The sequence below is a fragment of the Stutzerimonas chloritidismutans genome (assembly GCF_020783375.1).
GTDB lineage: Bacteria > Pseudomonadota > Gammaproteobacteria > Pseudomonadales > Pseudomonadaceae > Stutzerimonas > Stutzerimonas kunmingensis.
In genome coordinates this window covers 539,660-566,522 of sequence record NZ_CP086067.1, presented here as the reverse complement: position 1 = coordinate 566,522, position 26,863 = coordinate 539,660, and the positions used below count along the sequence as shown (strand labels likewise).

General features: G+C 63.5%; 27 protein-coding genes. 9 read left to right on the top strand and 18 right to left on the bottom strand.

The window, feature by feature from the left end; genetic code table 11:
* Positions 1–88: 88 nt before the first annotated feature.
* Both LLJ08_RS02555 and LLJ08_RS02550 read right to left on the bottom strand, forming a co-directional pair.
* Positions 89–862, bottom strand: a complete 774-nt coding sequence (locus LLJ08_RS02555; protein WP_228208137.1) for a YdcF family protein — start codon at positions 860–862, stop codon at positions 89–91.
* 65 nt (positions 863–927) lie between these two features.
* Complete coding sequence (locus LLJ08_RS02550) at positions 928–1,332, bottom strand: hypothetical protein (RefSeq protein WP_228208136.1); 405 nt, start codon at positions 1,330–1,332, stop codon at positions 928–930.
* A gap of 305 nt (positions 1,333–1,637) precedes the next feature.
* Between LLJ08_RS02550 and leuS the strand changes: the two genes are divergently transcribed.
* The 5 genes from leuS (at position 1,638) to LLJ08_RS02525 (ending at position 7,582) form a co-directional block, all read left to right on the top strand.
* Positions 1,638–4,244: a leucine--tRNA ligase gene (gene leuS, locus LLJ08_RS02545; RefSeq protein WP_228208135.1), complete on the top strand. Its 2,607-nt coding sequence runs from the start codon at positions 1,638–1,640 to the stop codon at positions 4,242–4,244.
* A gap of 43 nt (positions 4,245–4,287) precedes the next feature.
* The gene (locus LLJ08_RS02540) at positions 4,288–4,893 is read left to right on the top strand and encodes an LPS-assembly lipoprotein LptE (protein ID WP_179485601.1); all 606 of its coding nucleotides are present in this window, start codon (positions 4,288–4,290) and stop codon (positions 4,891–4,893) included.
* A 37-nt stretch (positions 4,894–4,930) separates the two neighbouring features.
* Complete coding sequence (holA, locus tag LLJ08_RS02535; protein WP_023444926.1) at positions 4,931–5,959, top strand: DNA polymerase III subunit delta; 1,029 nt, start codon at positions 4,931–4,933, stop codon at positions 5,957–5,959.
* Positions 5,960–6,065: 106 nt separating this feature from the next.
* Positions 6,066–6,224, top strand: a complete 159-nt coding sequence (gene arfA, locus LLJ08_RS02530; protein ID WP_003285150.1) for an alternative ribosome rescue factor ArfA — start codon at positions 6,066–6,068, stop codon at positions 6,222–6,224.
* A 62-nt stretch (positions 6,225–6,286) separates the two neighbouring features.
* Positions 6,287–7,582, top strand: coding sequence for a lytic murein transglycosylase (locus tag LLJ08_RS02525; RefSeq protein ID WP_041015899.1), 1,296 nt, complete (start codon positions 6,287–6,289; stop codon positions 7,580–7,582).
* A 73-nt stretch (positions 7,583–7,655) separates the two neighbouring features.
* Here LLJ08_RS02525 and LLJ08_RS02520 read toward each other — a convergent pair whose 3' ends face one another.
* The 13 genes from LLJ08_RS02520 to LLJ08_RS02460 all read right to left on the bottom strand — a co-directional run bounded on the left by LLJ08_RS02520 (position 7,656) and on the right by LLJ08_RS02460 (position 19,227).
* Entirely contained in the window at positions 7,656–8,000 is a 345-nt protein-coding gene (locus LLJ08_RS02520) for a hypothetical protein (protein WP_003301712.1), read from the bottom strand.
* A gap of 212 nt (positions 8,001–8,212) precedes the next feature.
* Positions 8,213–9,190 carry a lipoyl synthase gene (lipA, locus tag LLJ08_RS02515; protein ID WP_041015898.1) on the bottom strand — a complete coding sequence of 326 codons (978 nt, stop codon included), beginning with the start codon at positions 9,188–9,190 and terminating at the stop codon, positions 8,213–8,215.
* Complete coding sequence (lipB, locus tag LLJ08_RS02510; protein ID WP_041015897.1) at positions 9,183–9,839, bottom strand: lipoyl(octanoyl) transferase LipB; 657 nt, start codon at positions 9,837–9,839, stop codon at positions 9,183–9,185. Before lipB ends, lipA begins: the two co-directional genes overlap by 8 nt.
* Positions 9,839–10,120 (bottom strand): DUF493 domain-containing protein, encoded by a 282-nt coding sequence (locus LLJ08_RS02505; RefSeq protein WP_041015896.1) that lies wholly within the window; start codon positions 10,118–10,120, stop codon positions 9,839–9,841. Before LLJ08_RS02505 ends, lipB begins: the two co-directional genes overlap by 1 nt.
* Positions 10,121–10,187: 67 nt before the next feature.
* Positions 10,188–11,345 carry a D-alanyl-D-alanine carboxypeptidase family protein gene (locus LLJ08_RS02500; protein WP_014818959.1) on the bottom strand — a complete coding sequence of 386 codons (1,158 nt, stop codon included), beginning with the start codon at positions 11,343–11,345 and terminating at the stop codon, positions 10,188–10,190.
* 47 nt (positions 11,346–11,392) lie between these two features.
* Positions 11,393–12,385 (bottom strand): septal ring lytic transglycosylase RlpA family protein, encoded by a 993-nt coding sequence (locus tag LLJ08_RS02495; RefSeq protein WP_041015895.1) that lies wholly within the window; start codon positions 12,383–12,385, stop codon positions 11,393–11,395.
* Entirely contained in the window at positions 12,382–13,359 is a 978-nt protein-coding gene (gene mltB / locus LLJ08_RS02490; protein ID WP_228208892.1) for a lytic murein transglycosylase B, read from the bottom strand. Before mltB ends, LLJ08_RS02495 begins: the two co-directional genes overlap by 4 nt.
* Positions 13,360–13,406: 47 nt before the next feature.
* The gene (gene rodA / locus LLJ08_RS02485) at positions 13,407–14,552 is read right to left on the bottom strand and encodes a rod shape-determining protein RodA (protein WP_023444920.1); all 1,146 of its coding nucleotides are present in this window, start codon (positions 14,550–14,552) and stop codon (positions 13,407–13,409) included.
* The gene (gene mrdA / locus LLJ08_RS02480) at positions 14,549–16,438 is read right to left on the bottom strand and encodes a penicillin-binding protein 2 (RefSeq protein ID WP_090521079.1); all 1,890 of its coding nucleotides are present in this window, start codon (positions 16,436–16,438) and stop codon (positions 14,549–14,551) included. Before mrdA ends, rodA begins: the two co-directional genes overlap by 4 nt.
* Positions 16,439–16,456: 18 nt before the next feature.
* Entirely contained in the window at positions 16,457–16,924 is a 468-nt protein-coding gene (rlmH, locus tag LLJ08_RS02475) for a 23S rRNA (pseudouridine(1915)-N(3))-methyltransferase RlmH (RefSeq protein WP_014818954.1), read from the bottom strand.
* Between the two features lie 3 nt (positions 16,925–16,927).
* The gene (rsfS, locus tag LLJ08_RS02470; RefSeq protein ID WP_228208134.1) at positions 16,928–17,287 is read right to left on the bottom strand and encodes a ribosome silencing factor; all 360 of its coding nucleotides are present in this window, start codon (positions 17,285–17,287) and stop codon (positions 16,928–16,930) included.
* Positions 17,288–17,302: 15 nt separating this feature from the next.
* Positions 17,303–17,962, bottom strand: a complete 660-nt coding sequence (gene nadD, locus LLJ08_RS02465; RefSeq protein WP_014818952.1) for a nicotinate-nucleotide adenylyltransferase — start codon at positions 17,960–17,962, stop codon at positions 17,303–17,305.
* A complete protein-coding gene (locus LLJ08_RS02460) occupies positions 17,962–19,227 on the bottom strand; it encodes a glutamate-5-semialdehyde dehydrogenase (protein WP_191121461.1) in 1,266 nt (421 codons plus the stop codon). The genes nadD and LLJ08_RS02460 overlap by 1 nt, the downstream gene beginning before the upstream one ends.
* 203 nt (positions 19,228–19,430) lie before the next feature.
* Between LLJ08_RS02460 and LLJ08_RS02455 the strand changes: the two genes are divergently transcribed.
* Both LLJ08_RS02455 and LLJ08_RS02450 read left to right on the top strand, forming a co-directional pair.
* The gene (locus LLJ08_RS02455; RefSeq protein WP_228208133.1) at positions 19,431–20,750 is read left to right on the top strand and encodes a bifunctional DedA family/phosphatase PAP2 family protein; all 1,320 of its coding nucleotides are present in this window, start codon (positions 19,431–19,433) and stop codon (positions 20,748–20,750) included.
* A 170-nt stretch (positions 20,751–20,920) separates the two neighbouring features.
* Positions 20,921–22,675, top strand: a complete 1,755-nt coding sequence (locus tag LLJ08_RS02450) for a bifunctional alpha/beta hydrolase/class I SAM-dependent methyltransferase (protein ID WP_228208132.1) — start codon at positions 20,921–20,923, stop codon at positions 22,673–22,675.
* Positions 22,676–22,750: 75 nt separating this feature from the next.
* Here the strand turns inward: LLJ08_RS02450 and LLJ08_RS02445 are convergent, their stop codons facing one another.
* From LLJ08_RS02445 to LLJ08_RS02435, 3 genes are read right to left on the bottom strand one after another with little or no spacing between them, the layout of a single operon-like run.
* Positions 22,751–23,335 carry an LON peptidase substrate-binding domain-containing protein gene (locus LLJ08_RS02445; protein ID WP_041015888.1) on the bottom strand — a complete coding sequence of 195 codons (585 nt, stop codon included), beginning with the start codon at positions 23,333–23,335 and terminating at the stop codon, positions 22,751–22,753.
* Positions 23,336–23,345: 10 nt separating this feature from the next.
* Complete coding sequence (locus LLJ08_RS02440) at positions 23,346–24,065, bottom strand: LrgB family protein (RefSeq protein ID WP_014818947.1); 720 nt, start codon at positions 24,063–24,065, stop codon at positions 23,346–23,348.
* Complete coding sequence (locus tag LLJ08_RS02435) at positions 24,062–24,424, bottom strand: CidA/LrgA family protein (RefSeq protein ID WP_228208131.1); 363 nt, start codon at positions 24,422–24,424, stop codon at positions 24,062–24,064. The genes LLJ08_RS02440 and LLJ08_RS02435 overlap by 4 nt, the downstream gene beginning before the upstream one ends.
* 229 nt (positions 24,425–24,653) lie before the next feature.
* Between LLJ08_RS02435 and LLJ08_RS02430 the strand changes: the two genes are divergently transcribed.
* Together LLJ08_RS02430 and LLJ08_RS02425 are read left to right on the top strand one after the other, a co-directional pair.
* Complete coding sequence (locus LLJ08_RS02430) at positions 24,654–25,109, top strand: MaoC family dehydratase (RefSeq protein WP_003301687.1); 456 nt, start codon at positions 24,654–24,656, stop codon at positions 25,107–25,109.
* Positions 25,110–25,186: 77 nt separating this feature from the next.
* A complete protein-coding gene (locus LLJ08_RS02425) occupies positions 25,187–26,860 on the top strand; it encodes a C13 family peptidase (protein ID WP_228208130.1) in 1,674 nt (557 codons plus the stop codon).
* The last annotated feature ends 3 nt before the right edge of the window (positions 26,861–26,863 follow it).

Here is a 26,863-nt window from a genome sequence, read left to right as displayed (position 1 = left end):
CGATAGCTTTTTCGAAGGCAGGGCGCCGGCGTCGGGCCGCTGCCAGCCGGTGCCTCGCTCACGCCAGGCCAAGCAAACGTCACAAGCGTCAGTCGGCCGCAGAGCGGTAAACCAGCGGATAGACTGCCATCCCGACCACTTCGTTGAGCAGCAGGCCGTTCTGCCAGAAGGCCTTGGATTCCGGCAGCCATCCATTGAGCGGACGCGCGCTGTGCCCGCTCATGAAGCCCACCGGCGCAGCGATCACCTCGATCCCGTTCTGCTCGAAACACCAGCGCGAGCGCGGCATGTGCGAGGCGGATGTCACCAGCACCACCCGCTCGATGCCAGCGGCACGCAGCATCTCGGCGCTGTAAACCGCGTTTGCCCAGGTTGTCCGGCTACGCTCCTCGAGCCAGCGCGTGGCGACACCAAAGTCGCGCTGCAACACCTCCGCACCGAGCATCGCCTCGCTGGGTGGCTGGCCATAGTGCAAGCCACCGCTGGTGAGAATCGGCAACTCCGTCACCTTGGCCAGGCGAGCGGCATAGCGCAGGCGCTCCAGTGCGGTGTAGCCGGGCTGATCGCCGCCCCATGCCGGATCGTGCTGCTCGCGCCCGGCCCCCAGCACCACGATGGCGCCGGCCTGCTCCGGCAATTGCGCCCACTGCGACTCGATCAGCGCCGGCTCGCGCTCGACCAGTCGCGCTGTCCACTCGACGACCACCGGCAGACTCATCAACCAGAGCCCGACCAGCCCGACACCAAAGCACAGCGCCGCGAGCCTTGGCGCACGTCGGCGTAACCACCAGCCGAGCAGCAGCAGGAGCAGCAGCCCGCCCGGCGGCAAGAGCATCTGCTTGAAGAAATAGCGAATCGGCATCCGACCTCCGCGACAAAGGCAGACACTCTAGCCGCAGCCGCGGCGTTTGTCGGCCATCGCAGCGGTCAATGTCGCGGATAGGTATGCAGACGCTGCCGTGCGCGTAGCAGTTGAGACCCGCACACATGACAGGCAGCGGGTCCGGCGCCCTCCGGCCAGCTCACCTCGGCGTTACACAGCGCGCAACTGAGAGTCTGTTGCAATGCCAGCGGCGCATGACGGCCGTGCGTAGCATGCCGCGGCCGAGCACTGCGTACAGCCGGTCGCAACGCCTGACGTGACAGATGAGCCTGCTCCTCGGCGGCGGCATGCCAACCGGAAAGCCACTGTGAATCACGCTGCAGATACGCACGGATCAGCTCGAATTCCGCCGGCGTCAAACCGCGCACTTCCAGCTCGCCAGCACCGTCCGCATCAGCGGACGTAGCACGTTCGGCCTCCTGCAGGGCCGAGCTCAGTCGCTGCAACACCCTTGCATAAAGACTACTGTCCTCAGATCGTGGCTCTCGGTCCATCAACCTCACCTCACATTCGTCCCGCCCCTGGATCAAGCGTAGCTCAGCCTGACGCGCTCAAGCCGCGCACGACGGACGGAGCTCTGGAGCAGCGGCAAATGGGGTTTCCCTAGGCCGCGGGGGGTCATGTATGCTACGGCGCTTCCATGCCTCCGCCCGCAGCCCGCCGGGTCGCGTTAGCGCCAGGTCCGCCGGATCTGCCAACGTGCCCGCGACAACGCATTCGCGGAGAGCCAGCCACCATCCCAACGCCAGTAGCCATGCACGAACAGTATCAGCCCCGCGAAATCGAAGCCGCCGCGCAATCCCATTGGGACGCGCAGAAATCCTTTGAAGTGAGCGAACAGCCAGGCAAGGACACCTTCTATTGCCTGTCGATGTTCCCCTACCCCAGCGGCAAGCTGCACATGGGTCACGTGCGCAACTACACCATCGGCGACGTGATCGCGCGCTATCAGCGCATGCAGGGCAAGAATGTCCTGCAACCCATGGGCTGGGACGCGTTCGGCATGCCGGCGGAAAACGCCGCGATGAAGAATCAGGTGGCACCGGCGAAGTGGACCTACGAAAACATCGCCTACATGAAGGCCCAGCTGAAAAGCCTCGGCCTGGCGGTCGACTGGACGCGTGAAGTCACCACCTGCAAGCCGGATTACTACCGCTGGGAGCAGTGGCTGTTTACCCGCCTGTACGAAAAGGGCGTGATCTACCGCAAGAACGGCACCGTCAACTGGGACCCGGTCGACCAGACCGTACTGGCCAACGAGCAGGTCATCGACGGCCGTGGCTGGCGTTCCGGCGCGTTGATCGAGAAGCGCGAAATCCCGATGTACTACTTCAAGATCACCGCCTACGCGGATGAGCTGCTGGAGAGCCTGGACGAACTGGATGGCTGGCCGGAACAGGTCAAGACCATGCAGCGCAACTGGATCGGCAAGTCGCGCGGCATGGAGATCAGCTTCCCCTACGACGTGGCTAGCATCGGCAGCGAAGGCGTGATGAAGGTCTTCACCACCCGTCCCGATACGCTGATGGGTGCAACTTACGTCGCGGTGGCCGCCGAGCACCCGCTGGCCACGCTCGCCGCGCAGAACAATCCCGAGCTGCAGGCCTTCATCGATGAATGCAAGCGTGGCGGCGTCGCCGAAGCCGACATCGCCACCCAGGTGAAGAAGGGCCTCGCCACTTCACTGCGCGTGCAGCATCCGCTGACTGGCGAGTTGCTGCCGGTGTGGGTCGCCAACTACGTGCTGATGAACTACGGCGAAGGTGCGGTCATGGCCGTCCCGGCGCACGACGAGCGCGACTTCGAGTTCGCCAGTAAGTACGACCTGCCGATCAAGCCGGTGGTACGCACCAGCGCCGGCGACCAGACCCCGGCACCCTGGCAGGACGCCTACGGCGAACACGGCGAGCTGATCAATTCAGACATCTTCGACGGCCTCGACTTCGACGGCGCGTTCGATGCCATCGAAGTGGCGCTGCAGAAGAAAGGCCTCGGCCAGGCACGCACCCAATTCCGCCTGCGCGACTGGGGCATCAGCCGTCAGCGCTACTGGGGCTGCCCGATCCCGATCATCCACTGCGACAGCTGCGGCGACGCCGCGGTCCCCGAAGACCAGCTGCCGGTCGTGCTGCCGGAAGACGTGGTACCGGACGGCGCCGGCAGCCCGCTGGCGCGCATGCCGGAGTTCTACGAATGCAGCTGCCCGAAGTGCGGCGCGCCGGCCAAGCGTGAAACCGACACCATGGACACCTTCGTCGAGTCGTCCTGGTATTTCGCCCGCTACGCCAGCCCGAACTACGAACAGGGCATGGTCGACCCGGCCGCGGCCAACCACTGGCTGCCGGTGGATCAGTATATCGGCGGCATCGAGCACGCCATCCTGCACCTGCTCTACGCGCGCTTCTTCCACAAGCTGATGCGTGACGAAGGCCTGGTCAGCTCCAACGAGCCGTTCAAGAATCTGCTGACCCAGGGCATGGTGGTCGCCGACACCTACTACCGCACCCTGGAAAACGGCGGCAAGGACTGGTTCAACCCGGCCGACGTGATCGTCGAGCGTGACGCCAAGGCCAAGATCATCGGCGCGAAGCTGGCCAGCGATGGTCTGCCGGTCGAAATCGGCGGCACCGAGAAGATGTCCAAGTCGAAGAACAACGGCGTCGACCCGCAGGCCATGATCGATGCATACGGCGCAGATACCTGCCGCCTATTCATGATGTTCGCCTCGCCGCCGGACATGAGCCTGGAGTGGTCCGACTCCGGCGTCGAGGGCGCCAGCCGCTTCCTGCGTCGCGTCTGGCGTCTGGCTCATGCACATGTCAGCGCTGGCGTCGCAGGCACGCTGGACACCGCCAGCCTGAGCGACGAGCAGAAGGCCGTACGCCGCGCGATCCATCTCGCCATCAAGCAGGCCAGCGTCGATGTCGGCCAGCATCACAAATTCAACACCGCCATCGCCCAGGTGATGACGCTGATGAACGCGCTGGAGAAAGCCGCGACCGCCAGCGAGCAGGATCGCGCGCTGTTGCAGGAGGGCCTGGAAACGGTCGCCCTGCTGCTCGCACCGATCACACCGCACATCTCTCACGAACTCTGGCAGCGACTCGGCAAACAGGGCGCGATCATTGACGCGCAATGGCCGAAGGTCGACGAGTCCGCCCTGGTGCAGGACAGCCTGACTCTGGTGGTACAGGTCAACGGCAAGCTGCGCGGGCAGATCGAAGTACCGGCCGCGGCAAGCCGCGAGGAGGTCGAGGCTGCTGCCCGTGGCAATGAGAACGTGCTGCGCTTCACCGAGGGCCTGACGATCCGCAAGGTCATCGTGGTGCCGGGCAAGCTGGTCAACATCGTCGCTAACTGATTCGGCCCCGGCGCATGCGCCGGGCCTGCAAGGGGATAACAAGATGAACAAACGGAATCTGGTGGTGCTGGGCCTGACACTGCTGCTGAGCGCTTGCGGCTTCCAGCTGCGCGGCACCGGTGACGTGGAGTTCGGTCTCAAGGAGATCGACCTGCAGGCCCGCAACAGCTACGGCGAAACGGTGCAACAGCTCGAAGGCCTGCTCAAGAGCAATGGCGTGCGGGTTTACCCGGGCGCCAAGTACAGCCTGAACCTTGCCCGCGAGCAGACCCGCCAGCGCACCGCCAGCTACACCAGCTCGGCACGCAGCGCCGAGTATGAGCTGACCAGCACCCTCGATTACGAATTCCTCGGCCCGCAGAACATGCTGCTGCTCGAGGACAGCATCGAAGTGCAGAAGGTCTACGTGCACGACAGCAACAACCTGATCGGCTCGTCCCAGGAAGGTGATCAGCTGCGCCAGGAAATGCGCCGCGAGCTGCTGCAGCAGCTGACCCTGCGTATCCAGCGCATCACCCCGGCGCAGCTCGACCGCCTGCAACAGGAAGCCGAAGCCAAGGCCCGCGCCGAGGCTGAAGCCATGGAAGCTGCCCGTCGTGCCCAGGACGCGCAGCCGCAACAGTCGCCCATCCAGCTGCCCATCCAGTAACAGGTAACGGGGGCCTCAAGGCCCCCGTCTTCGCACCATGAAGCTTTCTCCCGCTCAGCTCGGCAAACACCTGCAAGGCCCGCTGGCGCCCGTGTACGTCGTCTGTGGCGACGAGCACCTGCTGTGCCAGGAAGCCTGCGATGCGATCCGCGCAGCGACCCGAGCGCAGGGCTTCAGTGAGCGTCAGGTCTTTCACGTGGAGACCGGCTTCGACTGGAGCCAGCTGATCGAAGCCGGTGCGAGTCTTTCGCTGTTCGCCGAGAAGCGCCTGCTCGAACTGCGCATCCCCAACGGCAAGCCCGGTGACAAGGGTGCCGCGGCGCTGCTGGAATATCTGGCCCGCCCCGCCGAGGACACCGTGCTGCTGGTCAGTCTGCCCAAGCTCGACGGCAGCACCCAGAAGACCAAGTGGGCCAAGGCGCTGATCGATGGCAAGGACGTGCAGTTCCTGCAGATCTGGCCAGTGGATGCCGCGCAGCTGCCGCAGTGGATACGTCAGCGGCTGGCCCAGGCGGGCCTGTCCGCGGACCAGGAAGCCGTCGAGCTGATCAGCGCCCGGGTCGAAGGTAACCTGTTGGCCGCGGCGCAGGAAATCGAAAAGCTCAAGCTGCTGGCCGAAGCCGGACAGGTCACCGCGGAAACCGTCCAGGCCGCGGTGGCTGATAGCGCCCGTTACGATGTATTCGGCCTGATCGACGCAGCCCTGCACGGCCAGGCGGCCCATGCGCTGCACATGCTGGAGGGCCTGCGCGGTGAGGGCGTCGAGGCGCCGGTGATCCTCTGGGCGCTGGCCCGCGAACTGCGCCTGCTGGCCAATATTGCGCAACAATATGCCCAGGGCACTCCGCTCGAGCGTGCCTTCAGCCAGGCCCGCCCGCCGGTCTGGGATAAGCGTCGCCCGCTGGTTTCCAAAGCACTGCAAAGGCATGACGCGGCCGGCTGGAACCAGTTGCTGAGAGACGCGCAACGCATCGACGAGCAGATCAAGGGCCAGGCCGCCGGGGATCCCTGGATCGGTCTGGCGGACATTTGCCTGCAACTGAGTGGCCGCCGGATCGGTACCTGACAAGCGAATCGCGGAGAGCGAATTCACGCCGCGGCGCACTGGACATTTTTTGTACAAGGCCTATGATTCCCTCGCCCGATAGCGGGCCATTTGAGGGAGTCGAAAAATGAGCACACGCAAGAAACGGCCGAACAAGGCCAAGCACCTGGTTGCGCAACCCCTGTTCCGCCTCCGCCAGGAAACGCCGAAAAAAGGCAAAGGCAGCTACCGCCGCGAAGCCTCCCAGTCCACCAACTGGGAGGCTTCGGTCCTTCTGGCAGCCTGAAAACCCAACACCGCCAAAGCGTGATAATGTCTGCGGCCGACGACACGTTTCGAGAGCGGTGCATGTATCACACCTTCGTTCCCGTTCTGCTGCTACGTACCCTGGTTGCCGCTTCGGCGATGAGCCTGGTCGTTGCCTGTGCAGCCGAACCCCTCGCGCAGTCCACTCTGGTCAGCAACGTCCCCGCCGCCAGCCAGCCTAGCGACGCCACCATCGCCGATGTCCGTTCGGAAGCCACTCACCTGAGCTTCAGCCAGTGGCGCGAGCAGTTCCGCGCTGAAGCCCTTGCGGCCGGTATCTCCGCCGCGACCTTCGACCAGGCCTTCGCCGGCGTCCAGCCCGATCCAGCGGTGATCGAGGCGGACCGTAGCCAGCCCGAGTTCACCCGGCCCGTCTGGCAGTACCTGGAAGGCGCCATTTCGCCACAGCGCGTGCGCAGCGGCCGCCGCTTGCTTAGCGAGCACGCCACCACACTGGATCAGATCGAGGCCCGCTACGGCGTCGATCGCGAAACCCTGGTTGCCGTCTGGGGACTGGAAAGCAGCTTCGGCCAGATCATGGGCGACAAATCGGTGATTCGTTCCCTTGCGACCCTCGCCCACGAGGGTCGCCGTCCGGCATTCGCCAAGAGTCAGCTGATTGCAGCGCTGGACATCCTCCAGCACGGCGACGTCGCGCCACAGCGCATGCGCGGCTCCTGGGCTGGTGCCATGGGGCAGACGCAGTTCATTCCGACCACTTACAACACCCATGCCGTGGATTTCGATGGCGACGGCAAGCGCGATATCTGGAATAGCTCGGCAGACGCCCTTGCCTCCGCCGCGCATTACCTTCAGGCATCCGGCTGGAAACAGGGTAAGGCCTGGGGCTTCGAGGTAGAGCTACCCGAAGGGTTCGACTACGCCTTGGCCGACACCGAGATTCGCAAGCCGCTGGCCGAATGGCGCCGCCTCGGCCTGCGCAACCTGCCCGGCGACCAGGAAGAAGCCAGCGCCAGCCTGCTGCTGCCTGCCGGCCATCGTGGCCCGGCATTCCTCATCATGGACAATTTCCGCGCCATCCTGCGCTACAACAACTCCTCGGCATATGCCCTGGCGATCGGCCTGCTGGCAGAGAATTTCCAGGGCAAAGGCGAGGTCGCGGGCAGCTGGCCACGCGGCGAACAGCCACTCAGCCGCTCCGAGCGCCTTGAACTGCAAGAACGTCTAGTCGCTCAGGGCTTCGACCCGGGCACCCCGGACGGCATCATTGGCGCCAATACCCGCAAGGCTATCCGCGGCTTCCAGCAACGCCTGGGTTGGCCGGCCGATGGCCATCCCACTCAGGAGCTGCTCGGGCGACTGCGCGCCCACAACTGATCGAGTTGGGCTTGGCGCCATACACAAAAGCCCCGGCAGACTGCCGGGGCTTTTTTTTATCCCTGCAACAGGGTCAGTGTTTGATGGCTACTTCGTAGAGGTAGTCCGGCAGCGGGTCGATGATTACCTGCTGCCCTTGATAGTGGGCCTTCACTGCCTCGCGCGCGACCACGCCATGTGGCACGCGCTGATCACCACCAAGGCGCTGGCGTGCGCGGTAGTCGATCACGCAGCCGTCGGTCTCGACCCAGAAGTGCGGTGAAACCACCTTACCGTCCAGTTCGACCTGCCCCAACATCGCTCGGTATGGAATGTGCTGCTTGGCCAGCCGCGTCACCACCAAGCGGCTCATCGCGTCGCACTCGACCTTCGCGGCATCCAGATCGTCAAGCAAGTCCTTCAATTGGGGTTCGTTCATCTGCAGTGGCCCTCGGTTGGCCTCATGGTGTAAACGAACGCCACTATAGACCAAAGTCTAATGCGGCGTAATGCCGCAATTTTCTTGCCAACCGCTTGGCAGTTCCCGCGCCATGCGCTTTCGCAAGGCGCATGGCGGACGGAAAAGAAAAAACCGCGCAGACAGCCTGGACTGTCTGCGCGGTCTTCAAGAGCCGCAATAACTTTACGGTTTCAGTCTTTTTTGGCTCCGTGCGCCTGCTGATCGGCATGGTACGACGAGCGCACCAGCGGACCTGAGGCGATGTTCTTGAAGCCCATCTTCATCCCCTCTTCGGCAAACCAGGCGAAGGTGTCGGGATGAACGAAGCGCTGCACCGGGAGGTGGTTACGCGAAGGCTGCAGGTACTGACCCAGGGTCAGCATGTCGATATCGTGCTCGCGCATGCGGTGCATGACCTCGATGACCTCCTCGTCGGTCTCGCCGAGGCCGAGCATCAGTCCCGACTTGGTCGGCACGCCCGGCACGCGCTGCTTGAACTTCTCCAGAAGATCCAGTGACCACTCGAAATCCGAGCCCGGCCGCGACGACTTGTATAGCCGCGGTACGGTCTCCAGATTGTGGTTGAACACATCCGGCGGCTCGCTGGCGGTGATATCCAAAGCGATATCCATGCGCCCACGGTAGTCGGGCACCAGGGTTTCCAGCTGGATCGACGGCGACAGCTTGCGAATCTCGCGCAGGCAATCGGCAAAGTGCTGGGCGCCACCGTCGCGCAGATCGTCGCGATCCACCGAGGTGATGACCACGTACTTCAGGCGCATGTCGGCGATGGCCTGGGCCAGGTTCTTCGGCTCATCCGGGTCCAGCGCATTCGGCCGGCCGTGGCCGACGTCGCAGAACGGGCAGCGACGGGTGCAGATGTCGCCCATGATCATGAAGGTCGCGGTTCCGCTGGAGAAGCACTCGCCCAGGTTGGGGCAGGAGGCTTCCTCGCAGACGCTGTGCAGTTTGTGCTTGCGCAGGGTCTGCTTGATCTGGTCGACCTCCGGGGAAACCGGAATGCGCACGCGAATCCAGTCCGGCTTCTTCGGCAGCTCATCGGTGGGGATGATCTTCACCGGAATCCGCGCAACCTTCTCGGCACCACGCAGTTTGACGCCAGCCTCTACCTTGGCCGGGCGCTTGCCTGCCGTTTCTACACTACTCATATGCTTCGATTCCGCCCGCGAGGGTCTTCTGTTGCGCGTATCCGAGCTGCCGGACCAGATGACCACGCAGTCGATCGGCCACTTCAGAGATGTCGATCGGCCCGATCAGGTCACGCAGCTGGGTCATGGGCAGCCCTGCATAACCGCAGGGGTTGATGCGCCGGAAAGGTTCGAGATCCATGTCCACGTTCAGCGCCAGGCCGTGGAAGGAACGGCCATTGCGAATGCGCAGGCCCAGAGACGCGATCTTCGCACCGTTGACGTAAACGCCCGGCGCATCCGCTTTGGCAGCCGCCTCGATGCCATAGCTGGCGAGCAGATCGATCAGGCTCTGCTCGATACGACTCACCAGCTCGCGCACACCGATACCGAGTCGGCGCACATCGAGCAACAGATAACCAACCAGTTGGCCGGGCCCGTGATAGGTCACCTGACCGCCTCGATCCACCTGCACTACCGGAATTTCGCCAGGGAACAGCAGGTGCTCGGCCTTACCGGCCTGGCCCTGAGTGAATACGGGCGGGTGCTGCAGCAGCCAGATTTCGTCGCCACTGTCTGCATCGCGCGTGTTGGTGAAGTGCTGCATGGCCTGCCAGGCAGTCCGGTACTCGATCTGGCCGAGCTCACGCACGCCCACTTCGAGGGTCATCACAGCACCATGTGAACACGGCCAGTGGCGCGCAGGTCGACGTGAATGGCCTGCAGCTGCTCTACGCCGGTGGCGGTGATCAGCACCTGCAGCGAAAGGAATCGCCCGTTGCGGCTGTCGCGGGTGACGACGGTGGTTTCGTCGAAATCCGGCGCGTGGCGCTGGATGACTTCGATCACGACCTCACGGAAGCCTTCGCCAGCGTCGCCGATCACCTTGATCGGGTAGCGCTCGCAGGGGAAGTCAATCTTGGGTGCTGCGACATCTTGGTTATCGGTCATGGGCGTAACGGACTCGTGATCCGCACGTGCGCCGCGGCGGGATCAGCCGCGGTGCACTCGCGCGTGGTCAGTTGAACAGGCTGTAGAAGAAGAGGCGAATGCTATCCCAAAACCGGCGGAACAGCCCACCCTCTTCGATGGTTTCCAGCGCCACCAGATCGGTGCTGCGGACGACCTTGTCCTCCAGCTTGACCTCGACCTTGCCGATGACGTCACCCTGCTGGATCGGTGCGGTGAGTGTGCCGTTGAAGCTCATGACCGCTTGCAGCTTCTCTGCCTGACCACGCGGCAGGGTCATGGTCAGGTCCTGTGCCAGGCCCGCCTTAAGCTTGTCCTGCTGGCCTTTCCACACCTGCGCCTGAGCCAGCTCGGTGCCCTTCTGGTAGAAGGTGCGGGTCTCGAAGAAGCGGAAGCCATAGGTCAGCAGCTTCTGGGTCTCTGCCGCGCGGGCCTGCTCGCTGTCGGTACCGAACACCACCGAGATCAGGCGCATGTTGTCACGCACGGCAGAGGCCACCAGGCAGTAGCCGGCCTCTTCGGTATGACCGGTTTTCAGGCCGTCGACGGTCTTGTCGCGCCACAGCAACAGGTTGCGGTTGGGCTGCTTGATGTTGTTCCAGAAGAACTCTTTCTGCGCGTAGATGGCGTAGTGCGCCGGGTCTTCGTAGATGATCGCGCGAGCCAGCTTGGCCATGTCGTTGGCCGAGGAATAATGATCCGGGTCCGGCAGGCCGGTGGCATTCATGAAATGGCTGTTGGTCATGCCCAGGCGCTGAGCCGTGCTGTTCATCAGGTCGGCAAAGGCCTCTTCGCTGCCGGCGATGTGCTCGGCCATGGCGACGCTGGCGTCGTTGCCCGACTGAATGATGATGCCATGCAGCAGATCGTCGACCGAGACCTGCGTGTTGACCTGGATGAACATCCGCGAGCCGCCGGTACGCCAGGCCTTCTCGCTCACCGTGACCATGTCGCTGTCGCTGATCTGACCCTTCTGGATTTCCAGGGTGGCGATGTAGGCGGTCATCAGCTTGGTCAGGCTCGCTGGCGGCAGGCGCTCGTCACCGTTGTGCTCGACCAGTACCTCGCCGCTGGCCGCGTCCATCAGCATGTAGGACTTGGCCGCCAGCTGCGGGGCGGACGGTACGATCTGCGCTGCCCAGACGGTCGGGGTGACCGTCAGCACTGCCAGGACTATGAAGCGTTGCACGAGGCTGGTGATGTTCATCCGAATCTCAAATTAGTCAGGTAAAACGAAGGCAAGGTTTGCAGCGATCAGTCAGCGGCAACGCGCCGCGGCTGTCCGAGGTTGGCCAGGCGTACGCTCTCTTCGAGCTGCATGGCCTCATCCGGTGTGTCGATGGGTCCCAGGCGCACGCGGTGCAGGGTCTGCTGGTTGTGTACCACCGAGCTGATGAACACCGGGGCAGAGACCACGCCGCTCAGCTTGTCCTTGAGCAACTGCGCTGCATCCGGATTGGCGAAGGCGCCAACCTGGAGAAACAGGCCAGAGGCTGCGGGCGAAGCGTTTTTTTTTGCATCGACTTCCAGCGGCACCGTGGCCGCAGCGTGCTGCTGGGGCGGCGGCGTGTACTGTTCGATCGGCTGCGCGACATTGCTGGCGGGCTTGCTCGTAACCATCTCCGGCTGCGCCATCATCGTCGGCACCGGTCGGCCCTGGTCGGCCCACCATTGCTGAGGGTCGATGCCTTCGACCTTTACCCGCGCCGTTCCGCTCTCGGCATAGCCGAGCTTCTTCGCCGCGGCGAAAGACAGATCGATGATCCGATCGGAGTAGAACGGACCACGGTCATTGACGCGCAAGACCACGGTGCGCCCGTTATCCAGATTGGTGACCTTGACGTAAGTGGGCAAGGGCAGCGTCTTGTGCGCCGCGCTCATGCCATAAAGGTCGTACTTCTCGCCGTTGGCGGTGGGCTGGCCGTGAAACTTGGTGCCATACCAGGATGCCGTCCCGGTAGCCGAATAACGTCGACCATCGCTGATTGGAAAGTAGGTCTTGCCCAGCACCGTATAGGGATTGGCCTTGTAACGGCCGTAATGTGGCATCGGCGTGGCGTCGGGGATCTGCGAAACGTCGACGTCCCACCAGGGCGCGCCGTCCTTGTGCGGACGGCTGTAGTCGCCGGGACCACTGATACCGGTACTCTTGCTTGGTGCACTGCTCGGTGTCGGCGTCGATGAGCAGCTCGCCAGCAGCGCCCCGGCGACACCCAGCGCGACCAGCCTTGTCCAGATCACGGTCATTGTTCGCCTCGCGCTTCGGCCAGCAGCTGGGACAGCTGATGCACGGCCATCGCATACATCACGCTACGGTTGTAGCGGGTAATGACATAGAAATTTGGCAGGCCCAGCCAGTACTCATCACCCTCTGCGCCATCCAGGCGGAAGGCGGTAATGGCCGTACCGTCGGCCACCGACTTGTCGAACTGCCAGCCCAGGCTACGCATTTCGCCGGCATTTTTTTGCGACTCCAGGCCGACGGTCAGCCCTTCCTCATAGCGCTCGCCGCCTACCTTGGCCCGCGCCACCACCGGCTCACCCGCAGCCCAGCCATGTTGCTTGAAGTAACTGGCCGCACTGCCGATGGCATCGGTGGGGTTGTTCCAGATATCGATGTGCCCGTCGCCGTCGAAATCCACCGCGTAGGCGCGGAAGCTGCTCGGCATGAACTGCGGCAGTCCCATCGCACCCGCGTAGGAGCCCTTGAGCGTAAGCGGGTCGACCTGCTCCTCACGGGTCAGCAGCAGGAACTCCTTGAGCTGCTGACGGAAAAACGGCTGACGCGGAGGGTAATCGAAGCCCAGCGTCGACAGCGCATCGATCACCCGATGGCTACCGGTATTGCGGCCGTAGAAGGTTTCCACGCCGATGATCGCGACGATGATTTCCGCCGGCACGCCGTATTCGGTTTCCGCACGAGTCAGCGCGGCTTCGTTCTCCCGCCAGAAATCGACGCCCTGGGCGATGCGCGAGTCGGTGAGGAAGATAGGTCGGTATTCCTTCCACGGCTTGACCCGCTCCGCAGGACGCGAAATGGCATCGAGAATCGCCTGCTTGCGCTCGGCCTGCTTGAACAGATCACGCAGCTGCTCGTCGGCAAATCCATAGTCGCGGGTCATCTCCGCGATGAACTCGTCCACGTTGGCGCCGGTGTAATCGGCCGCCTGCAGCGGCAGGCTTCCCAGCACAGCGCCGGCCAAAGCCACGCCCCCTAGCATCCGCGCCATCCAGCCACGCCGTAATGAAGTCAACAAATTCACTCTCGTCAAACCTGCGCGATCCACTTGCGATGGGTGTGGATCGACATCAAAACCCCGAACCCTGACAGCAGGGTCACCAATGAAGTTCCGCCATAACTAATGAAGGGCAATGGCACCCCCACCACCGGCAACAGCCCACTGACCATACCGATATTGACGAAAACGTAAACAAAGAAGGTCATCGTCAGCGCACCGGCCAGCAGTTTTCCAAACAGCGTTTGCGCCTGCACGGTGATAACAAGGCCGCGGGTGATCAGCAGACCATACACCAGCAGCAGCAGGCAGACGCCGACCAGGCCGAACTCTTCAGCGAGCACGGCGATGATAAAGTCCGTGTGGCTTTCCGGCAAAAAATCCAGGTGCGACTGCGTGCCTGCCAGCCAGCCCTTGCCGAACACCCCACCCGAACCGATCGCCGCCTTCGACTGGATGATGTTCCAGCCAGTGCCCAGCGGATCGCTTTCCGGATCGAGAAACGTCAGTACTCGCTGCTTCTGGTAGTTGTGCAGTACGAAGTACCACATCGCCACAGCGATGGGCACGATCGCCGTGACCGCGCCAATGATCCAGCGCCAACGCAGGCCGCCGATGAACAGGACGAATGCGCCGGAGGCGAGAATCAGCAGCGACGTGCCCAGATCCGGCTGTTTGAGGATCAGCACGAAGGGCACGAGGATCAGCGACAGACTGATCGCAGTGTGCTTGATGCTCGGCGGCAGGCTGCGCGAGGACAGATACCAGGCGATGGTCATCGGCATGATGATCTTCATGAACTCCGACGGCTGGAAGCGGATCACCCCCGGAATGTTGATCCAGCGGGTGGCGCCCATCGCTGTATGGCCGACGACCTCGACCGCCACCAACAGCGCTACCACAGCGAGATAGCCCAGCGGTACCCAGCGCGCCATGAAGCGCGGCTCGAACTGTGCAATGACCAGCATTGCACCCAGGCCGAGGCCGAAAGACGTCGCCTGCTTGATGACCAGATCCCAGTTCTTGCCGCTGGCCGAATAGAGAATGAACAGGCTGCCCGCCGCCAGCATCAGCAGCAGCACCAGCAGCAGCCCGTCGATATGCAGGCGCTGCAACAGGCTGGCGCGACGCCGCAGCACGTCCTCGCGCGACAGGGTTCGGTCGAAATTGCCGCTCATGGCTTCTTCCCTTCGGCGGTCAGCGGCGGGGCGAACTCGGGCTTGAGCACGCCCTCCTCGTTCAGCAGCCAGGCGTCCATGACCTGCTTGGCCACCGGCGCGGCGACGCCCGAACCGGATTCGCCGTTCTCGACCATAACCGCCACGGCGATCTGCGGGTCATGCACCGGGGCGAAGGCGACGAACAGCGCATGGTCCCGATGGCGTTCGGCCAGCTTGGCGCTGTCGTATTTCTCGCCCTGGCGGATCGCGACCACCTGGGCGGTACCGCTCTTGCCGGCAATACGATACGCCGCGCTGTCACCGACCTTCCTTGCCGTACCCCGCGCGCCATGCAGAACCTGCTCCATACCGTGGGTCGCGTAGTCCCAGAAGCGCGGATCGCGAAGCTGGATGTCCGGAACCGGATCATGGTCCACCGGCGCTTCACTACCGACGCTGCGCGCCAGATGCGGCCGAATCCACTTGCCGCGGGTCGCCACTAGCGCCGTGGCCTGGGCCAGCTGCAGCGGCGTGGCCTGCATGTAACCCTGGCCGATACCGAGAATCACTGTTTCACCGGGATACCAGGGCTGGCGATAGCGCGCCCGTTTCCAGTCGCGCGACGGCATCAGGCCCGCCGTCTCCTCGTGCATGTCCAGGGATACGCGCTGCCCCAGGCCGAAGCGGGTCATGTATTCGTGCATGCGATCGACGCCCAGCTTGTGGGCCATGTCGTAGAAGTAGGTGTCGTTGGAGCGGGCGATGGCCAGGTCCAGGTCCACCCAGCCGTCGCCGTTGCGGTTCCAGTTGCGGTACTTGTGCTTCACGTTCGGCAGTTGGAAAAAGCCCGGATCGAACACGCGACTGCTCGGCGTGATCACGCCAGCATCGAGGCCGGCAACGGCCATCATTGGCTTGATGGTCGAGCCGGGCGGGTATAGGCCGCGCAGCACACGGTTGAACAACGGACGATCAATAGAGTCGCGCAGTTCACCGTAATCCTTGAAGCTGATGCCGGTAACGAAGAGATTGGGGTTGAAGCTCGGCTGACTGACCATCGCCACCACCTCGCCGGTGCTCGGCAGCAGCGCGACGATTGCACCGCGACGACCACCGAGCGCCGCTTCTGCGGCCTCCTGCAGGTCGAGATCGAGCGACAGCGTGATGTCCTTGCCCGGTATCGGATCGGTACGCTTGAGCACGCGCAAGACCCTGCCGCGGGCATTGGTTTCGACCTCTTCGTAGCCGACCTGGCCGTGCAGCTCGTCCTCGTAGAATTTCTCGATACCGGTCTTGCCGACATGGTGCGTGCCGCTGTAATTGACCGGGTCGAGCTGCTTGAGCTCTTGCTCGTTGATTCGCCCGACATAGCCTACCGAGTGCGCGAAGTGCGGACCCTGCGGGTAATGCCGGACCAGCTGCGCCGCCACCTCGACCCCAGGCAGGCGGAACTGATTCACGGCAATGCGCGCAATCTGCTCCTCGGACAGCTCATACATGATCGGTACCGGCTCGAATGGCCGACGCCCCTGCAACACGCGTTTCTCGAACAGCCCGCGCTCTTCCTCGCTGAGCTCCAGCACCTCGACCACGCCATCGAGCACAGTCTTCCAGTCGCCGGCGCGTTCGCGGGTGACGGTCAGGCTGAAACTGGGGCGGTTGTCGGCGATGACCCGGCCCTTGCGGTCGAAGATCAAGCCACGATTGGGCGGGATCGGCTGCACGTGGACGCGGTTGTTCTCCGACAGCGTCGAATGGTGCTCGAACTGCACCACCTGCAGGTAGTACATCCGCGACACCAGCACACCGATCAACAGCAACACGAACGCAAGGCCGACGATGACGCGCCGGCGCACCAGCACGGCGTCCTTCTCGTGATCCTTGAGTTGAATCGGTTGCGGCATCTTGAAGGGGTTCGCGGACTACTTGTGATAGGGATGACCGGACAGCAGCGTCCAGGCGCGGTAGATCTGTTCGCCGATCAGGATTCGCACCAGCGGATGAGGCAGGGTCAGCGGCGACAGCGACCAGCGCTGCTCGCTGCGCGCACAAACCTCGGGTGCCAGCCCTTCCGGACCGCCGACCATGAGGTTGACGTTGCGTGCATCGAGCCGCCAGCGCTCGATTTCCGCCGCCAGCTGCTCGGTGCTCCACGGCTTGCCATGTACTTCGAGCGTGACAATGCGCTCGCCTGGCTGAACCTTGCCCAGCATGGCCTCGCCTTCCTGGCGAATCAACCGCGCCACGTCGGCGTTCTTGCCACGGGTATTGAGCGCGATCTCATGCAGCTCCAGCGGTAGTTCGGACGGCAGGCGCTTGGCATATTCCTGCCAACCATCCTCGACCCAGCGTGGCATCTTCGAGCCGACCGCAATCAGCTTGATACGCACGGCTTATTCCGGGTCGTGAGCGTGCTGCGCGCGGCTCTGCTCGGCGCCCTGCCAGAGACGTTCCAGATCGTAGAACTGACGGGGCGGCACCTGCATCACATGGACGACGACATCGCCCAGGTCGAGCAACGCCCACTCACCGCCTTCGAGACCCTCGCTGCCAAGCGGGCGAACGCCCTGCTCCTTGACCTGCTCCAGCACGTTTTCGACGAGCGACTTGACGTGCCGGCTGGAACTGCCGCTGGCGATGATCATGTAATCGGTGACACTGGTCTTGCCGCGCACATCGATGGTGGTGATGTCCTGGCCTTTCAGATCTTCCAGGGCGGCAACCGCCAGCTGGACCAACTCTTCAGTTTGCATAACGTGAAAACAACCTCAGTTCGACGCCCGGTACAGTCCGTGCGCGTTGATATAAGCCAGTACGGCATCGGGAACCAGGAATCGGACCGACTTGCCGCTGGCCAGCAATTGGCGAATCTGTGTGGCAGACACTTCCAACGGTGTCTGCCAGACGAAGGCAATCTGCCCGCTGCCCCCGCAAAGCACCTGGGGATCGGGCACGCTGCGTGCGGCGAGCAGATCGCGCAGCACCTGCGGCGCCTCGCTGCCGGCATCCGGGCGTTGCAGGACGAGGATATGGCAATAGTCGAGCAGCTCTTCCCAGCGATGCCAGGTTGGCAGGCCGCAGAAGGCATCCCAGCCCACCACCAGCAACAACTGATCCTCCTCGCCCAGCTCGGCGCGCAGGGAAATCAGCGTGTCGATGGTGTAGGACGGCTTCTCCCGCTCCAACTCACGAGCGTCCACACAAAGTGGCGGCAGGTCTTGCACCGCCAGGCGAACCATTGCCAGGCGATCCTGCGCCGAGCAATTGGGGGTGTCACGGTGCGGCGGACGCGCGTTGGGAATCAGCCGCAGCTCGTCGAGATCGAACATCTCGGCCACTTCCAGCGCCCCGCGCAAGTGACCGATGTGTACCGGATCGAAGGTGCCGCCGAGTATACCGATGCGCCGGGCGCCGCTGCCTTGGCTCATCAGGTACGGACGTGGCCGTCGCCAAACACCACGTACTTCTCGCTGGTCAGCCCTTCCAGACCGACCGGACCACGGGCATGAAGCTTGTCAGTGGAGATGCCGATCTCCGCGCCCAGGCCATACTCGAAGCCATCGGCGAAACGCGTCGAGGCGTTGACCATCACCGAAGCGGAGTCCACCTCGGTGAGGAAGCGCCGGGCATCGGTGAAATTCTCGGTGACGATCGCGTCGGTGTGTTGCGAGCCGTAGCGATTGATGTGCTCGATGGCGGCATCCAGCGAATCGACGATGCGGATCGACAAGATCGGTGCGTTGTATTCGGTGGACCAGTCTTCTTCGCTGGCCTCCAGCACATCGCCGCCAAGCAGCGCCTGGGTTCGCGCACAGCCACGCAACTCAACGCCCTTCTCGCGATAAATGGCCGCCAGTGGCGGCAGCACCCGATCGGCGATGCCCTGATGAACCAGCAGCGTCTCCATGGTGTTGCACGGCGCAAAGCGCTGGGTCTTGGCGTTGTCGGCGACGCGAACGGCCTTGTCCACGTCCGCCGCCACGTCGATGTAGACATGGCAGATGCCGTCCAGGTGCTTGATCACCGGTACCCGGGCGTCGCGACTGATGCGTTCTATCAGACCCTTGCCGCCGCGCGGCACGATCACATCGACGTATTCCGGCATGCTGATCAGCGCGCCGACCGCAGCCCGGTCAGTGGTCTCCACGACCTGCACCGCCGCTGCCGGCAGCCCGGCTTCGGCCAGGCCAAGCTGGATGCAGCGGGCAATGGCCTGATTGGAATGGATCGCCTCGGAACCACCGCGCAGGATGGTCGCATTGCCCGACTTCAGGCACAGGCTGGCGGCGTCGATGGTCACGTTCGGCCGCGACTCGTAGATGATCCCGACCACGCCCAGCGGCACGCGCATCTTGCCGACCTGAATGCCCGAAGGCATGTAGCGCATGTCGCGGATCTCGCCGATTGGGTCCGGCAGCGCGGCGACCTGGCGCAGCCCTTCGATCATGCCGTCGATCACCTTGGGCGTCAGCGCAAGACGATCGAGCATCGCCGCGTCCAGACCGTTGGCGCGGCCACCGGCAAGGTCCCGCTCGTTGGCGCTGACCAACTCGTCGCGGGCTGCGTCGAGCGCGGCGGCGGCGGCCTGCAGGGCACGGTTCTTCTGCGCCGTGCTGGCGCGCGCAAGCACCCGCGAGGCCTCGCGCGCGGCGCGGCCCAGGCGGTTCATGTAATCGAGTACGGACTCGGTCATGGATCTAGCTGGCCTGACTGAAGGGAAAGCGGCTGATTATAGCCACCCCGACCGCCCGCGCACAGCGGCGCCGGGCGAAAGGCGCTCGAATGCATGCTCGGACAGCGCTACGAACCAACCAGCACGGCGCAGTATCCTTGCGCCGAGGAAACCCACCACCCTTTCGTCAGGTCGAAAGGCGATCTCGATTCAAGGAAATCCGCATGGGCCAGTGGCTCGAAACCCTAACCCAATGGCTCGCCGGGCATCCGCAATGGCTGGGCCTCGCGCTGCTGATCGTCGCCTGCATGGAGTGTCTGGCCGTAGTCGGACTGATCATCCCGGGCACGGTGCTGGTATTCGCCATTGCTGTACTCGCTGGCAGCGGAGTGCTGAGCCTGGGGGAAACCCTTTTGCTGGGCTTTATCGGCGGATTGATCGGCGACCTGCTTTCCTATGCCCTCGGTCGACGCTATCACCAGGGCATTCGCAGCTTGCGAGGCCTGCGCGACCATCCCGAGTGGCTGGTGCAGGCCGAGCACTACTTTCAGCGCTACGGCGTAGCCAGCCTGCTGGTAGGCCGCTTCATCGGCCCGCTGCGTCCCATGCTGCCGATGACCGCCGGCATGCTCGACATGCCGTTCGGACGCTTCCTGCTGGTCAGCCTGTGTGCTGCCGCCGGCTGGTCGATGGCCTATCTGCTGCCCGGCTGGAGCGCCGGAGCCGCCATCCGCCTGCCGCTGGAGGAGGGTTTCTGGAGCGAAGCCGGGATAGTGGTCGGCGCGCTGCTGACGCTGATCGCGGCAACTGCATTCGGCAGCCTGCGCGGCTTGCGTTGGGTCAGCGCACTGTCGGCCGGCCTCGGCGTTGCCATCCTGCTCGGTCTGTTCTTCGGCTGGCCGCACCTGAAGGAACTCGACGAAGGCCTGCTGGCAGTGATCCAGGGCGCACGCAGCACCACCTTCGACCGCATCATGGTGATCGTCACCCGCGCCGGGGACTTTCACACCCAACTGTGGGCCGCGGTATTGCTATGTTTGCTGCTTCTGGTCGCACGCCAATGGCGCGCCGCCCTGTTCGCCATTCTCACGCTGCTGGGCACGGCCCTGGCCAACGGCGCCCTGAAGGCCACCTTTGCTCGCGTTCGCCCGGAAGTACTGATGGAGCCGCTGAGCAGCTACAGCTTTCCCAGCGGGCACAGCTCAGCGGCGTTTGCCTTCTTCCTCACCCTCGGCGTGCTCGCCGGTCGCGGCCAGCCACCGCGCCTGCGCCTTGCCTGGCTGGTCCTCGCCAGCCTCCCGGCGACGGCGATCGCACTCTCGCGGGTCTATCTCGGTGTGCACTGGACCACCGACGTCACGGCTGGCGCCCTGTTGGCCGCAAGCATCTGCGCCGCCAGCCTGACCCTGGTGCAATGGCGCAGCCCGCTGCACGCAATGGCACCGAGAGTCTGGTGGCTGATCCTGCCGGCCTGTCTGGGCCTGCTCGGCGCATTCAGCGTCTGGGCCCTGCCGACAGCGATGCAGATGTATCGGTATCAGTGATTGCTCCCTCAAGCGTGTGATCCGAAATTTTTTTCTGGTGCGAAACAGGAATGTGCGAGGCGTCGTTGCGTATATCGCGCCACCAGCGGAAAGTCCGCACCTTGGCAGAGCAGCCTTCCGCCGTTGAGTTTCGGATAACTCAATAACTGTCCAGGGACCAGGATATTCCGATGCGCGAGTCACGCCTTCTAACTTTCAGCACCCACGATGCCGTAGAGCTTTCCTACCGCCATTGGCCCGCGCTTTCGTCCACAGGGCCTACAAGGCGGGCCGTCGTCATGTTCCATCGCGGACATGAGCATTCCGGCCGGCTGGCCCACCTCGTTGATGAGCTCGACCTTCCTGACTGCGATTTCTTTGCCTGGGATGCGCGCGGGCACGGTCTGTCGCCTGGCACCCGTGGAGACAGCCCGAGCTTCGCGACGAGCGTACGAGACGTGCAGACGTTCATTGATCACATCGGCTCTATGCACTGCATCAAAGAGGAAGACCTGGCAATTGTTGCGCAAAGTGTAGGGGCGGTAGTTATTGCGACATGGGCCCACGACTATGCGCCCAAAGCTCGGGCGCTGGTGCTGGCGTCACCGGCGTTCAAGGTAAAGCTGTATGTACCATTCGCACGGACAGGTCTAAGGCTAATACGAGCGTTTCGCGGCAACTTCTTCGTCGACAGCTACGTCAAGGCCCGCTTCCTGACGCACGATCCCGCGCGGATTCAGAGCTATCAGCAGGATCCGCTTATCACCAAGGCCATTTCCGTCAATATGCTCCTTGGGCTGCATGAAGCGGCGCGGCGCGTGGTTGCAGATGCGCAGGCGATCCAGATCCCAACTCAGCTTTTTATCTCAGGCGCAGACTTCGTCGTAGAACACAAACCACAAGTAACTTTTTTCGAAAGACTTGGCAGCTTACGAAAAGAAAAACACGTTCTGCCGGGTTTCTTTCACGACACGCTCGGCGAGCGAGAGCGTAATCGGGCAGTAAGCCAGGCCCGCCGTTTCATTCGTCATAATTTCGATATGCCAATGGCGCCCCCGTCGCTCCTCGATGCGGACCGAATAGGCCCGATGTGTGCGGAAGCAGAAGCACTGGCTGCCCCTGTAGCTCCGAACTCCATGGAAGGATGTTATTGGCGCGCCATGCGTGCGGGAATGCGCCTTGGCGCCCGGCTTTCTCATGGGCTGAAGCTCGGATTCGAGGCGGGTTTCGATTCCGGCAGCACGCTCGATTATGTCTACAGAAACGAACCAGCAGGGCTGACTGCGCTGGGGCGCAAGATTGACCAGCTTTATTTGAACTCCATAGGCTGGCGTGCAATACGTCCTAGAAAAAGGCATGTAGAAGAGCTGTTACGTGGGGCGATGAACCGCCTGCGAAGCGCCGATCAGCCGGTACATATCGTGGACATTGCCGCCGGCCATGGCCGCTACATTCTCGAGGCAATACAGGACCTCGGAGAACGCCCTGCCTCGATTCTCCTGCGCGACTACAGCGATATCAATGTACGCGACGGCAGTGCGCTGATCCGGGCAAAGGGTTTCGAAGAGGTCGCTCGATTCATCAAGGCAGACGCATTCGATCAGGCGGATCTGGCCGCACTCTCGCCGCGCCCCACGCTTGTAGTGGTATCGGGTCTCTACGAGTTGTTCGGCGACAACCAGATGATCGGCCGCTCTCTTGCCGGCGTCGCCGAAGCGCTGCAACCGGGCGGCTACATCGTATACACCGGACAACCCTGGCACCCACAGCTGAAGCTCATAGCCCGAGCGCTGACCAGTCACCGAGATGGGCAGGCATGGGTGATGCGGCGGCGTACCCAAGCGGAGATTGACCAACTGGTAGCAGCGGCAGGTTTGGTAAAAATCACGCAGCGTATCGACGACTGGGGGATCTTTACGGTGTCGTTGGCACAAAAACCCTACTGACGACCTTCTCTAGCGACACCAAGGTTGGCCGCTGCGGCGCCAGGTCACGCTGGCGAACACACTGGGCGACACGCCTTACGCCCCGTCCTGCAATTGCTCGAGCAGGCTTTGAATCTGCTCGAGCTGCGACGCTGGCTCGTCCAGCCCCAGCAATTCGATCTTCTGCTCCGCATCGAATGGCAACAGGTAGGCCAGCTGACTGGCCAGAGCTGCCTGATCGCTCACCGCGCCGCCCAGCCCCAGGGTTTTCACCATCGGATGCTGACCCAGCGCGGCGAGCAGTACGACGAGGTCGGCGTGCTGCTCGGCCAGTGGCTGGCTGTCGGCTTCGCTGCGCCAGGCGACCTGGGCGACGGCCAGCTGGTCACGCAGTACTTCGAACGATTGCACATCGAAGCGCCGCCCGCCTTCGACCCGGATACCCAACAGGCCGTTGGGCAGCTGTTGCCAGTCGCGAATCAGCGCTTCGCAACCGATATGAGAGAACGCCGCCGGTGCTGCGCCAACCTCCTTGCCATCCAGGATATGCACCACGCCAAAGCCATGCCCGGCCTTGAGGCACTGGCTGACCATGTCGAGATAGCGTGCCTCGAATATCTGCAGGTCGAGAAAACAACCGGGGAACAGCACGGTATCCAGCGGGAACAACGGCAATCTCATGGCGACTCCATCACAGCAGCAAGGCAACCACCAGCGGCAACAGCACCGCAGTCATTACCCCCATCAGGCTCATGGCCAGGGCCGCGAACGCACCGCATTCGTCGCTTTCCTGCAGCGCCTGAGCGGTGCCCACGGCGTGGGCGGTCAGCCCCAGCGCAATGCCGCGGGCCGCAGGATGCTGAACGCCAAACCGGCGCAACAGTTCCGGACCGAAAATCGCGCCGAGCACGCCGGTGATCATCACGAACACCGCCGCAAGCGCCACCACACCGCCGATCTGCTCGGCCACCAGCATGGCGATCGGCGAAGTGACCGACTTCGGCGCCAGGGTCATCAGGATCATGTCATCCGCGCCGAAAGCCCAGGCCAGGGCCATGCCCAGCGCCGTGGCAAACACACCGGCGACCAGCAAAGTGATCACGATCGGGCCGAACAACTCGCGAATCCGCCGCAGGTTCAGGTACAGCGGCACGGCCAGCGCAACCGTGGCCGGACCCAGCAACAGCGTCAGCCACTGCGCACTGATGCGGTATTCGTCATAGTCGATACCACATAGCAGGAGGATGCCGACGATCAGCGTCATCGACACTAGAACCGGCTGCAGGAATACCCAGCGGGTCTTCTCATACGCCGCATACGCCAGCTGGAAGACAGCCAGGGTAATAGCCACACCGAACAGCGGATGATGGATCAGCGCCTCCCAGGCGGCCTGCCAGTGCAGTTCGATCATGCGTCCTCCTGCTGACGCTGCTTGCGCCGGATCAGCGTCTGCATCAGCCAGCCGGTGAAGACCAGCGAGACCAGCAGCGAAATTACCAGCACGCCGACGATGGCCCAGAAGTCATCAAGGATCGCCTCCGTATAGGCCATCACCCCAACCGCCGGCGGTACCAGCAGCAGCGGCAGGTAGCGCAACAGGCTGCTCGCCGCCAGCTGCAGCGATTCGCTGGCCCGGCCCCGCGCCAGCAGGCCGGCGAACAGCAGCACCATGCCGATGATGGGGCCCGGCAGCATGGGCAGAAACAGCACATTGAGGACGGTGCCGAGCAACTGGAATGCGACCAGCCAGGTCAGGCCTCTGAGCAGCATGGGAGCCTCCCGCAAAATTGCGACAGTATAAAGGGCAACGCCGGCAGGCGCCCGCGCTGCGCTATGACGGGCCATTCGCGGTGCCGATGCTGGTTTGCCGCGACGCCTGCCCGTGCTGATCTAGAGCTGTAAATGACGCAGAGCCAGTCGGCCGCTTCGGGCCCGGCACTGCCCCTCTCTAGTCAGACTGCACATCGCTGCAGCCATACAAGAACAATCAGGAGGACACATGCCACAGGTACCCGTCGCACAGCTCAAGGATTACATCGGCAAGGAACTGGGCCACTCCGAGTGGCTGACCGTCGATCAGCAGCGCGTCAATCAGTTCGCCGACTGCACCGGCGATCACCAGTTCATCCACATCGATGCCGAAAAAGCCGCGCAAACACCGTTCGGTGGCACCATCGCCCATGGTTTCCTGTCGCTGTCGTTGCTGCCGATGTTGTCTGGCGACCTTATGGTCGTGCCGGAAGGCACGCGGATGGGCGTCAACTATGGGCTGGACAGCCTGCGCTTCATCCAGCCGGTGAGGGTCGGCTCGCGGGTGCGTTTGGGACTGACGTTGATCGATGCCTACGAGAAGAATCCCGGGCAATGGCTGCTCAAGGCGCGCGCGGTGATGGAGATCGAAGGCTCGGAAAAACCGGCCTATATCGCCGAAACCCTGGCGCTGTGCGTCCTCTGAGCGGCAACTCTGCGCGATTGTCGCAGCCCGCTCGGTTTGCGGCATACTGCGGACGTCCTGCCTGAGCGGATGTCCGCATGCTGCGTCTTCTTCCCTTCCTGTTACTTGGTCTGCTCACCGCCTGCGGCGAGGGCGAGCCTCTCACCCCTGCCGATGGAGTGCTGCCGGACGGCGGCCGCTATCGCGGCGAAATCGTCGACGGCTTGCTGCAGGGCAGCGGTCGTATCGACTACCCGAACGGCAGCTACTACCTCGGCCAATTCAAGGACGGCCAGTGGCATGGCCTGGGCACCTGGCAAAGCGCAACAGGCGATCGCTACGAGGGGGAGTTCAGGCACGGCTTGTTCGACGGCCTGGGCCGTTTCAGCTATGTCGAGGGTGGCGTCTACGAAGGCGAATTCCAGGCCGGACGCATGCATGGCCACGGGCGCTTCAGCCAGGACGGCACGGTCTACGAAGGCGAGTTTCGCAACAACCTCTACCACGGCCAGGGCAGCCTGGAATATGCCGACGGCTTCAGTCATCGAGGGCAGTTCAGCAAAGGCCAGCCGGATGGACCGGGCACCCGCAGCGACGCCAATGGTCAACTCAGCGGGCATTTCAACGCGGGCAACCTGAACGGCGAAGGCAGCTTTTCGACCGAACATGGCGAGCGCTACAGCGGCCACTTCGAGAACGATCAGTTTCATGGCCAGGGACGCTACGAGGACAGCGAGGGCAACGCCTGGAACGGCACCTTCGTCCACGGCGAACTGAGCGGCACCGGCACTTATGTCGCCAGCGATGGCAGCCGCTACAGCGGGCAGTTTCGCAACTGGCGCTACCACGGCCAGGGCCGTCTCGATCGCGCAGACGGCAGCTTCTATACCGGCGGTTTCCGCCACGGACACTTCGCCGGCGAGGGCGTACTGACCCAGGCCGACGGCACCGAGCTGCGCGGCAGCTGGCGTAATGACCGACGCGTCCGCGACGAGCAGGCACACGCGCTATCGGACCCGCTCGAGCTCGCCCTGCTGGAACAAGGCTCACTGCTCGAGCGTGCGATCAGTGCGCTACCGCCATCCAGCCCTGCCCAGGACCTCTATACGCTGACCGTGGCCGGCGATGGCCGGCAGAGCGTGTTCATGCGCGAAACCGATTACGTACAGAAGCTGCTCGCCGAGCGTTTCGCCGCCCATGGCCAACTCAGCCTGGTCAACCACCGCGACCATCTCGTCGACCGGCCGCTGGCGACCCGGGAGAACCTGACCCGAGCGATTCGCGCGCTGGCCGAACGCAGTGGCGAGGAAGACCTGATCTTTCTCTATTTCACCAGCCACGGTTCGGCGGACCACGAACTGGTGCTGAACCAGCCGCGTCTTTCGCTGGACGACCTGCCGGCAGCGGATCTGGCGCAACTGCTCGCGCCGCTCGCCAAGCGCAAGGTCATCCTGGTGATCTCGGCCTGCTATTCCGGCGGTTTCATCGAGCCACTGAAGAACGAGCAGACGCTGATCATGACCGCCGCCCGCGCCGACCGGGTGTCCTTCGGCTGCTCCGAGCAGAGCGACTTCACCTACTTCGGCCGCGCGCTGTTCGCCGAAGCGCTGCAGGAAACCGACGATATCGTGCAGGCCTTCACGCTGGCCGCAGCAAAAGTTGCCGAACGCGAGCAGGCCGACGACTATCAGGCATCGGAACCGCAAATTTGGGCGCCGGAAGCGGTCGTCCAACGCTGGCAGGAGCTGCGGCAGCGGCGTGCCACCCAATGATCG

What these genes read in the sequence shown, in the direction of transcription:
- LLJ08_RS02435 (WP_228208131.1), bottom strand. Translation starts at nt 24,424, where the DNA reads ATGCTGCTCAGAGGCCTGACCTGGCTGGTCGCATTCCAGTTGCTCGGC.
- nadD (WP_014818952.1), bottom strand. Translation starts at nt 17,962, where the DNA reads ATGAGCCAAGGCAGCGGCGCCCGGCGCATCGGTATACTCGGCGGCACC.
- LLJ08_RS02520 (WP_003301712.1), bottom strand. Translation starts at nt 8,000, where the DNA reads ATGAACGAACCCCAATTGAAGGACTTGCTTGACGATCTGGATGCCGCG.
- mrdA (WP_090521079.1), bottom strand. Translation starts at nt 16,438, where the DNA reads ATGCCGCAACCGATTCAACTCAAGGATCACGAGAAGGACGCCGTGCTG.
- LLJ08_RS02445 (WP_041015888.1), bottom strand. Translation starts at nt 23,335, where the DNA reads ATGAGATTGCCGTTGTTCCCGCTGGATACCGTGCTGTTCCCCGGTTGT.
- leuS (WP_228208135.1), top strand. Translation starts at nt 1,638, where the DNA reads ATGCACGAACAGTATCAGCCCCGCGAAATCGAAGCCGCCGCGCAATCC.
- rsfS (WP_228208134.1), bottom strand. Translation starts at nt 17,287, where the DNA reads ATGCAAACTGAAGAGTTGGTCCAGCTGGCGGTTGCCGCCCTGGAAGAT.
- holA (WP_023444926.1), top strand. Translation starts at nt 4,931, where the DNA reads ATGAAGCTTTCTCCCGCTCAGCTCGGCAAACACCTGCAAGGCCCGCTG.
- LLJ08_RS02505 (WP_041015896.1), bottom strand. Translation starts at nt 10,120, where the DNA reads ATGACCGATAACCAAGATGTCGCAGCACCCAAGATTGACTTCCCCTGC.
- mltB (WP_228208892.1), bottom strand. Translation starts at nt 13,359, where the DNA reads ATGCTAGGGGGCGTGGCTTTGGCCGGCGCTGTGCTGGGAAGCCTGCCG.
- LLJ08_RS02425 (WP_228208130.1), top strand. Translation starts at nt 25,187, where the DNA reads ATGCTGCGTCTTCTTCCCTTCCTGTTACTTGGTCTGCTCACCGCCTGC.
- LLJ08_RS02555 (WP_228208137.1), bottom strand. Translation starts at nt 862, where the DNA reads ATGCCGATTCGCTATTTCTTCAAGCAGATGCTCTTGCCGCCGGGCGGG.
- LLJ08_RS02495 (WP_041015895.1), bottom strand. Translation starts at nt 12,385, where the DNA reads ATGACCGTGATCTGGACAAGGCTGGTCGCGCTGGGTGTCGCCGGGGCG.
- LLJ08_RS02500 (WP_014818959.1), bottom strand. Translation starts at nt 11,345, where the DNA reads ATGAACATCACCAGCCTCGTGCAACGCTTCATAGTCCTGGCAGTGCTG.
- LLJ08_RS02460 (WP_191121461.1), bottom strand. Translation starts at nt 19,227, where the DNA reads ATGACCGAGTCCGTACTCGATTACATGAACCGCCTGGGCCGCGCCGCG.
- LLJ08_RS02450 (WP_228208132.1), top strand. Translation starts at nt 20,921, where the DNA reads ATGCGCGAGTCACGCCTTCTAACTTTCAGCACCCACGATGCCGTAGAG.
- LLJ08_RS02525 (WP_041015899.1), top strand. Translation starts at nt 6,287, where the DNA reads ATGTATCACACCTTCGTTCCCGTTCTGCTGCTACGTACCCTGGTTGCC.
- lipB (WP_041015897.1), bottom strand. Translation starts at nt 9,839, where the DNA reads ATGACCCTCGAAGTGGGCGTGCGTGAGCTCGGCCAGATCGAGTACCGG.
- LLJ08_RS02440 (WP_014818947.1), bottom strand. Translation starts at nt 24,065, where the DNA reads ATGATCGAACTGCACTGGCAGGCCGCCTGGGAGGCGCTGATCCATCAT.
- lipA (WP_041015898.1), bottom strand. Translation starts at nt 9,190, where the DNA reads ATGAGTAGTGTAGAAACGGCAGGCAAGCGCCCGGCCAAGGTAGAGGCT.
- arfA (WP_003285150.1), top strand. Translation starts at nt 6,066, where the DNA reads ATGAGCACACGCAAGAAACGGCCGAACAAGGCCAAGCACCTGGTTGCG.
- rodA (WP_023444920.1), bottom strand. Translation starts at nt 14,552, where the DNA reads ATGAGCGGCAATTTCGACCGAACCCTGTCGCGCGAGGACGTGCTGCGG.
- LLJ08_RS02540 (WP_179485601.1), top strand. Translation starts at nt 4,288, where the DNA reads ATGAACAAACGGAATCTGGTGGTGCTGGGCCTGACACTGCTGCTGAGC.
- LLJ08_RS02455 (WP_228208133.1), top strand. Translation starts at nt 19,431, where the DNA reads ATGGGCCAGTGGCTCGAAACCCTAACCCAATGGCTCGCCGGGCATCCG.
- LLJ08_RS02430 (WP_003301687.1), top strand. Translation starts at nt 24,654, where the DNA reads ATGCCACAGGTACCCGTCGCACAGCTCAAGGATTACATCGGCAAGGAA.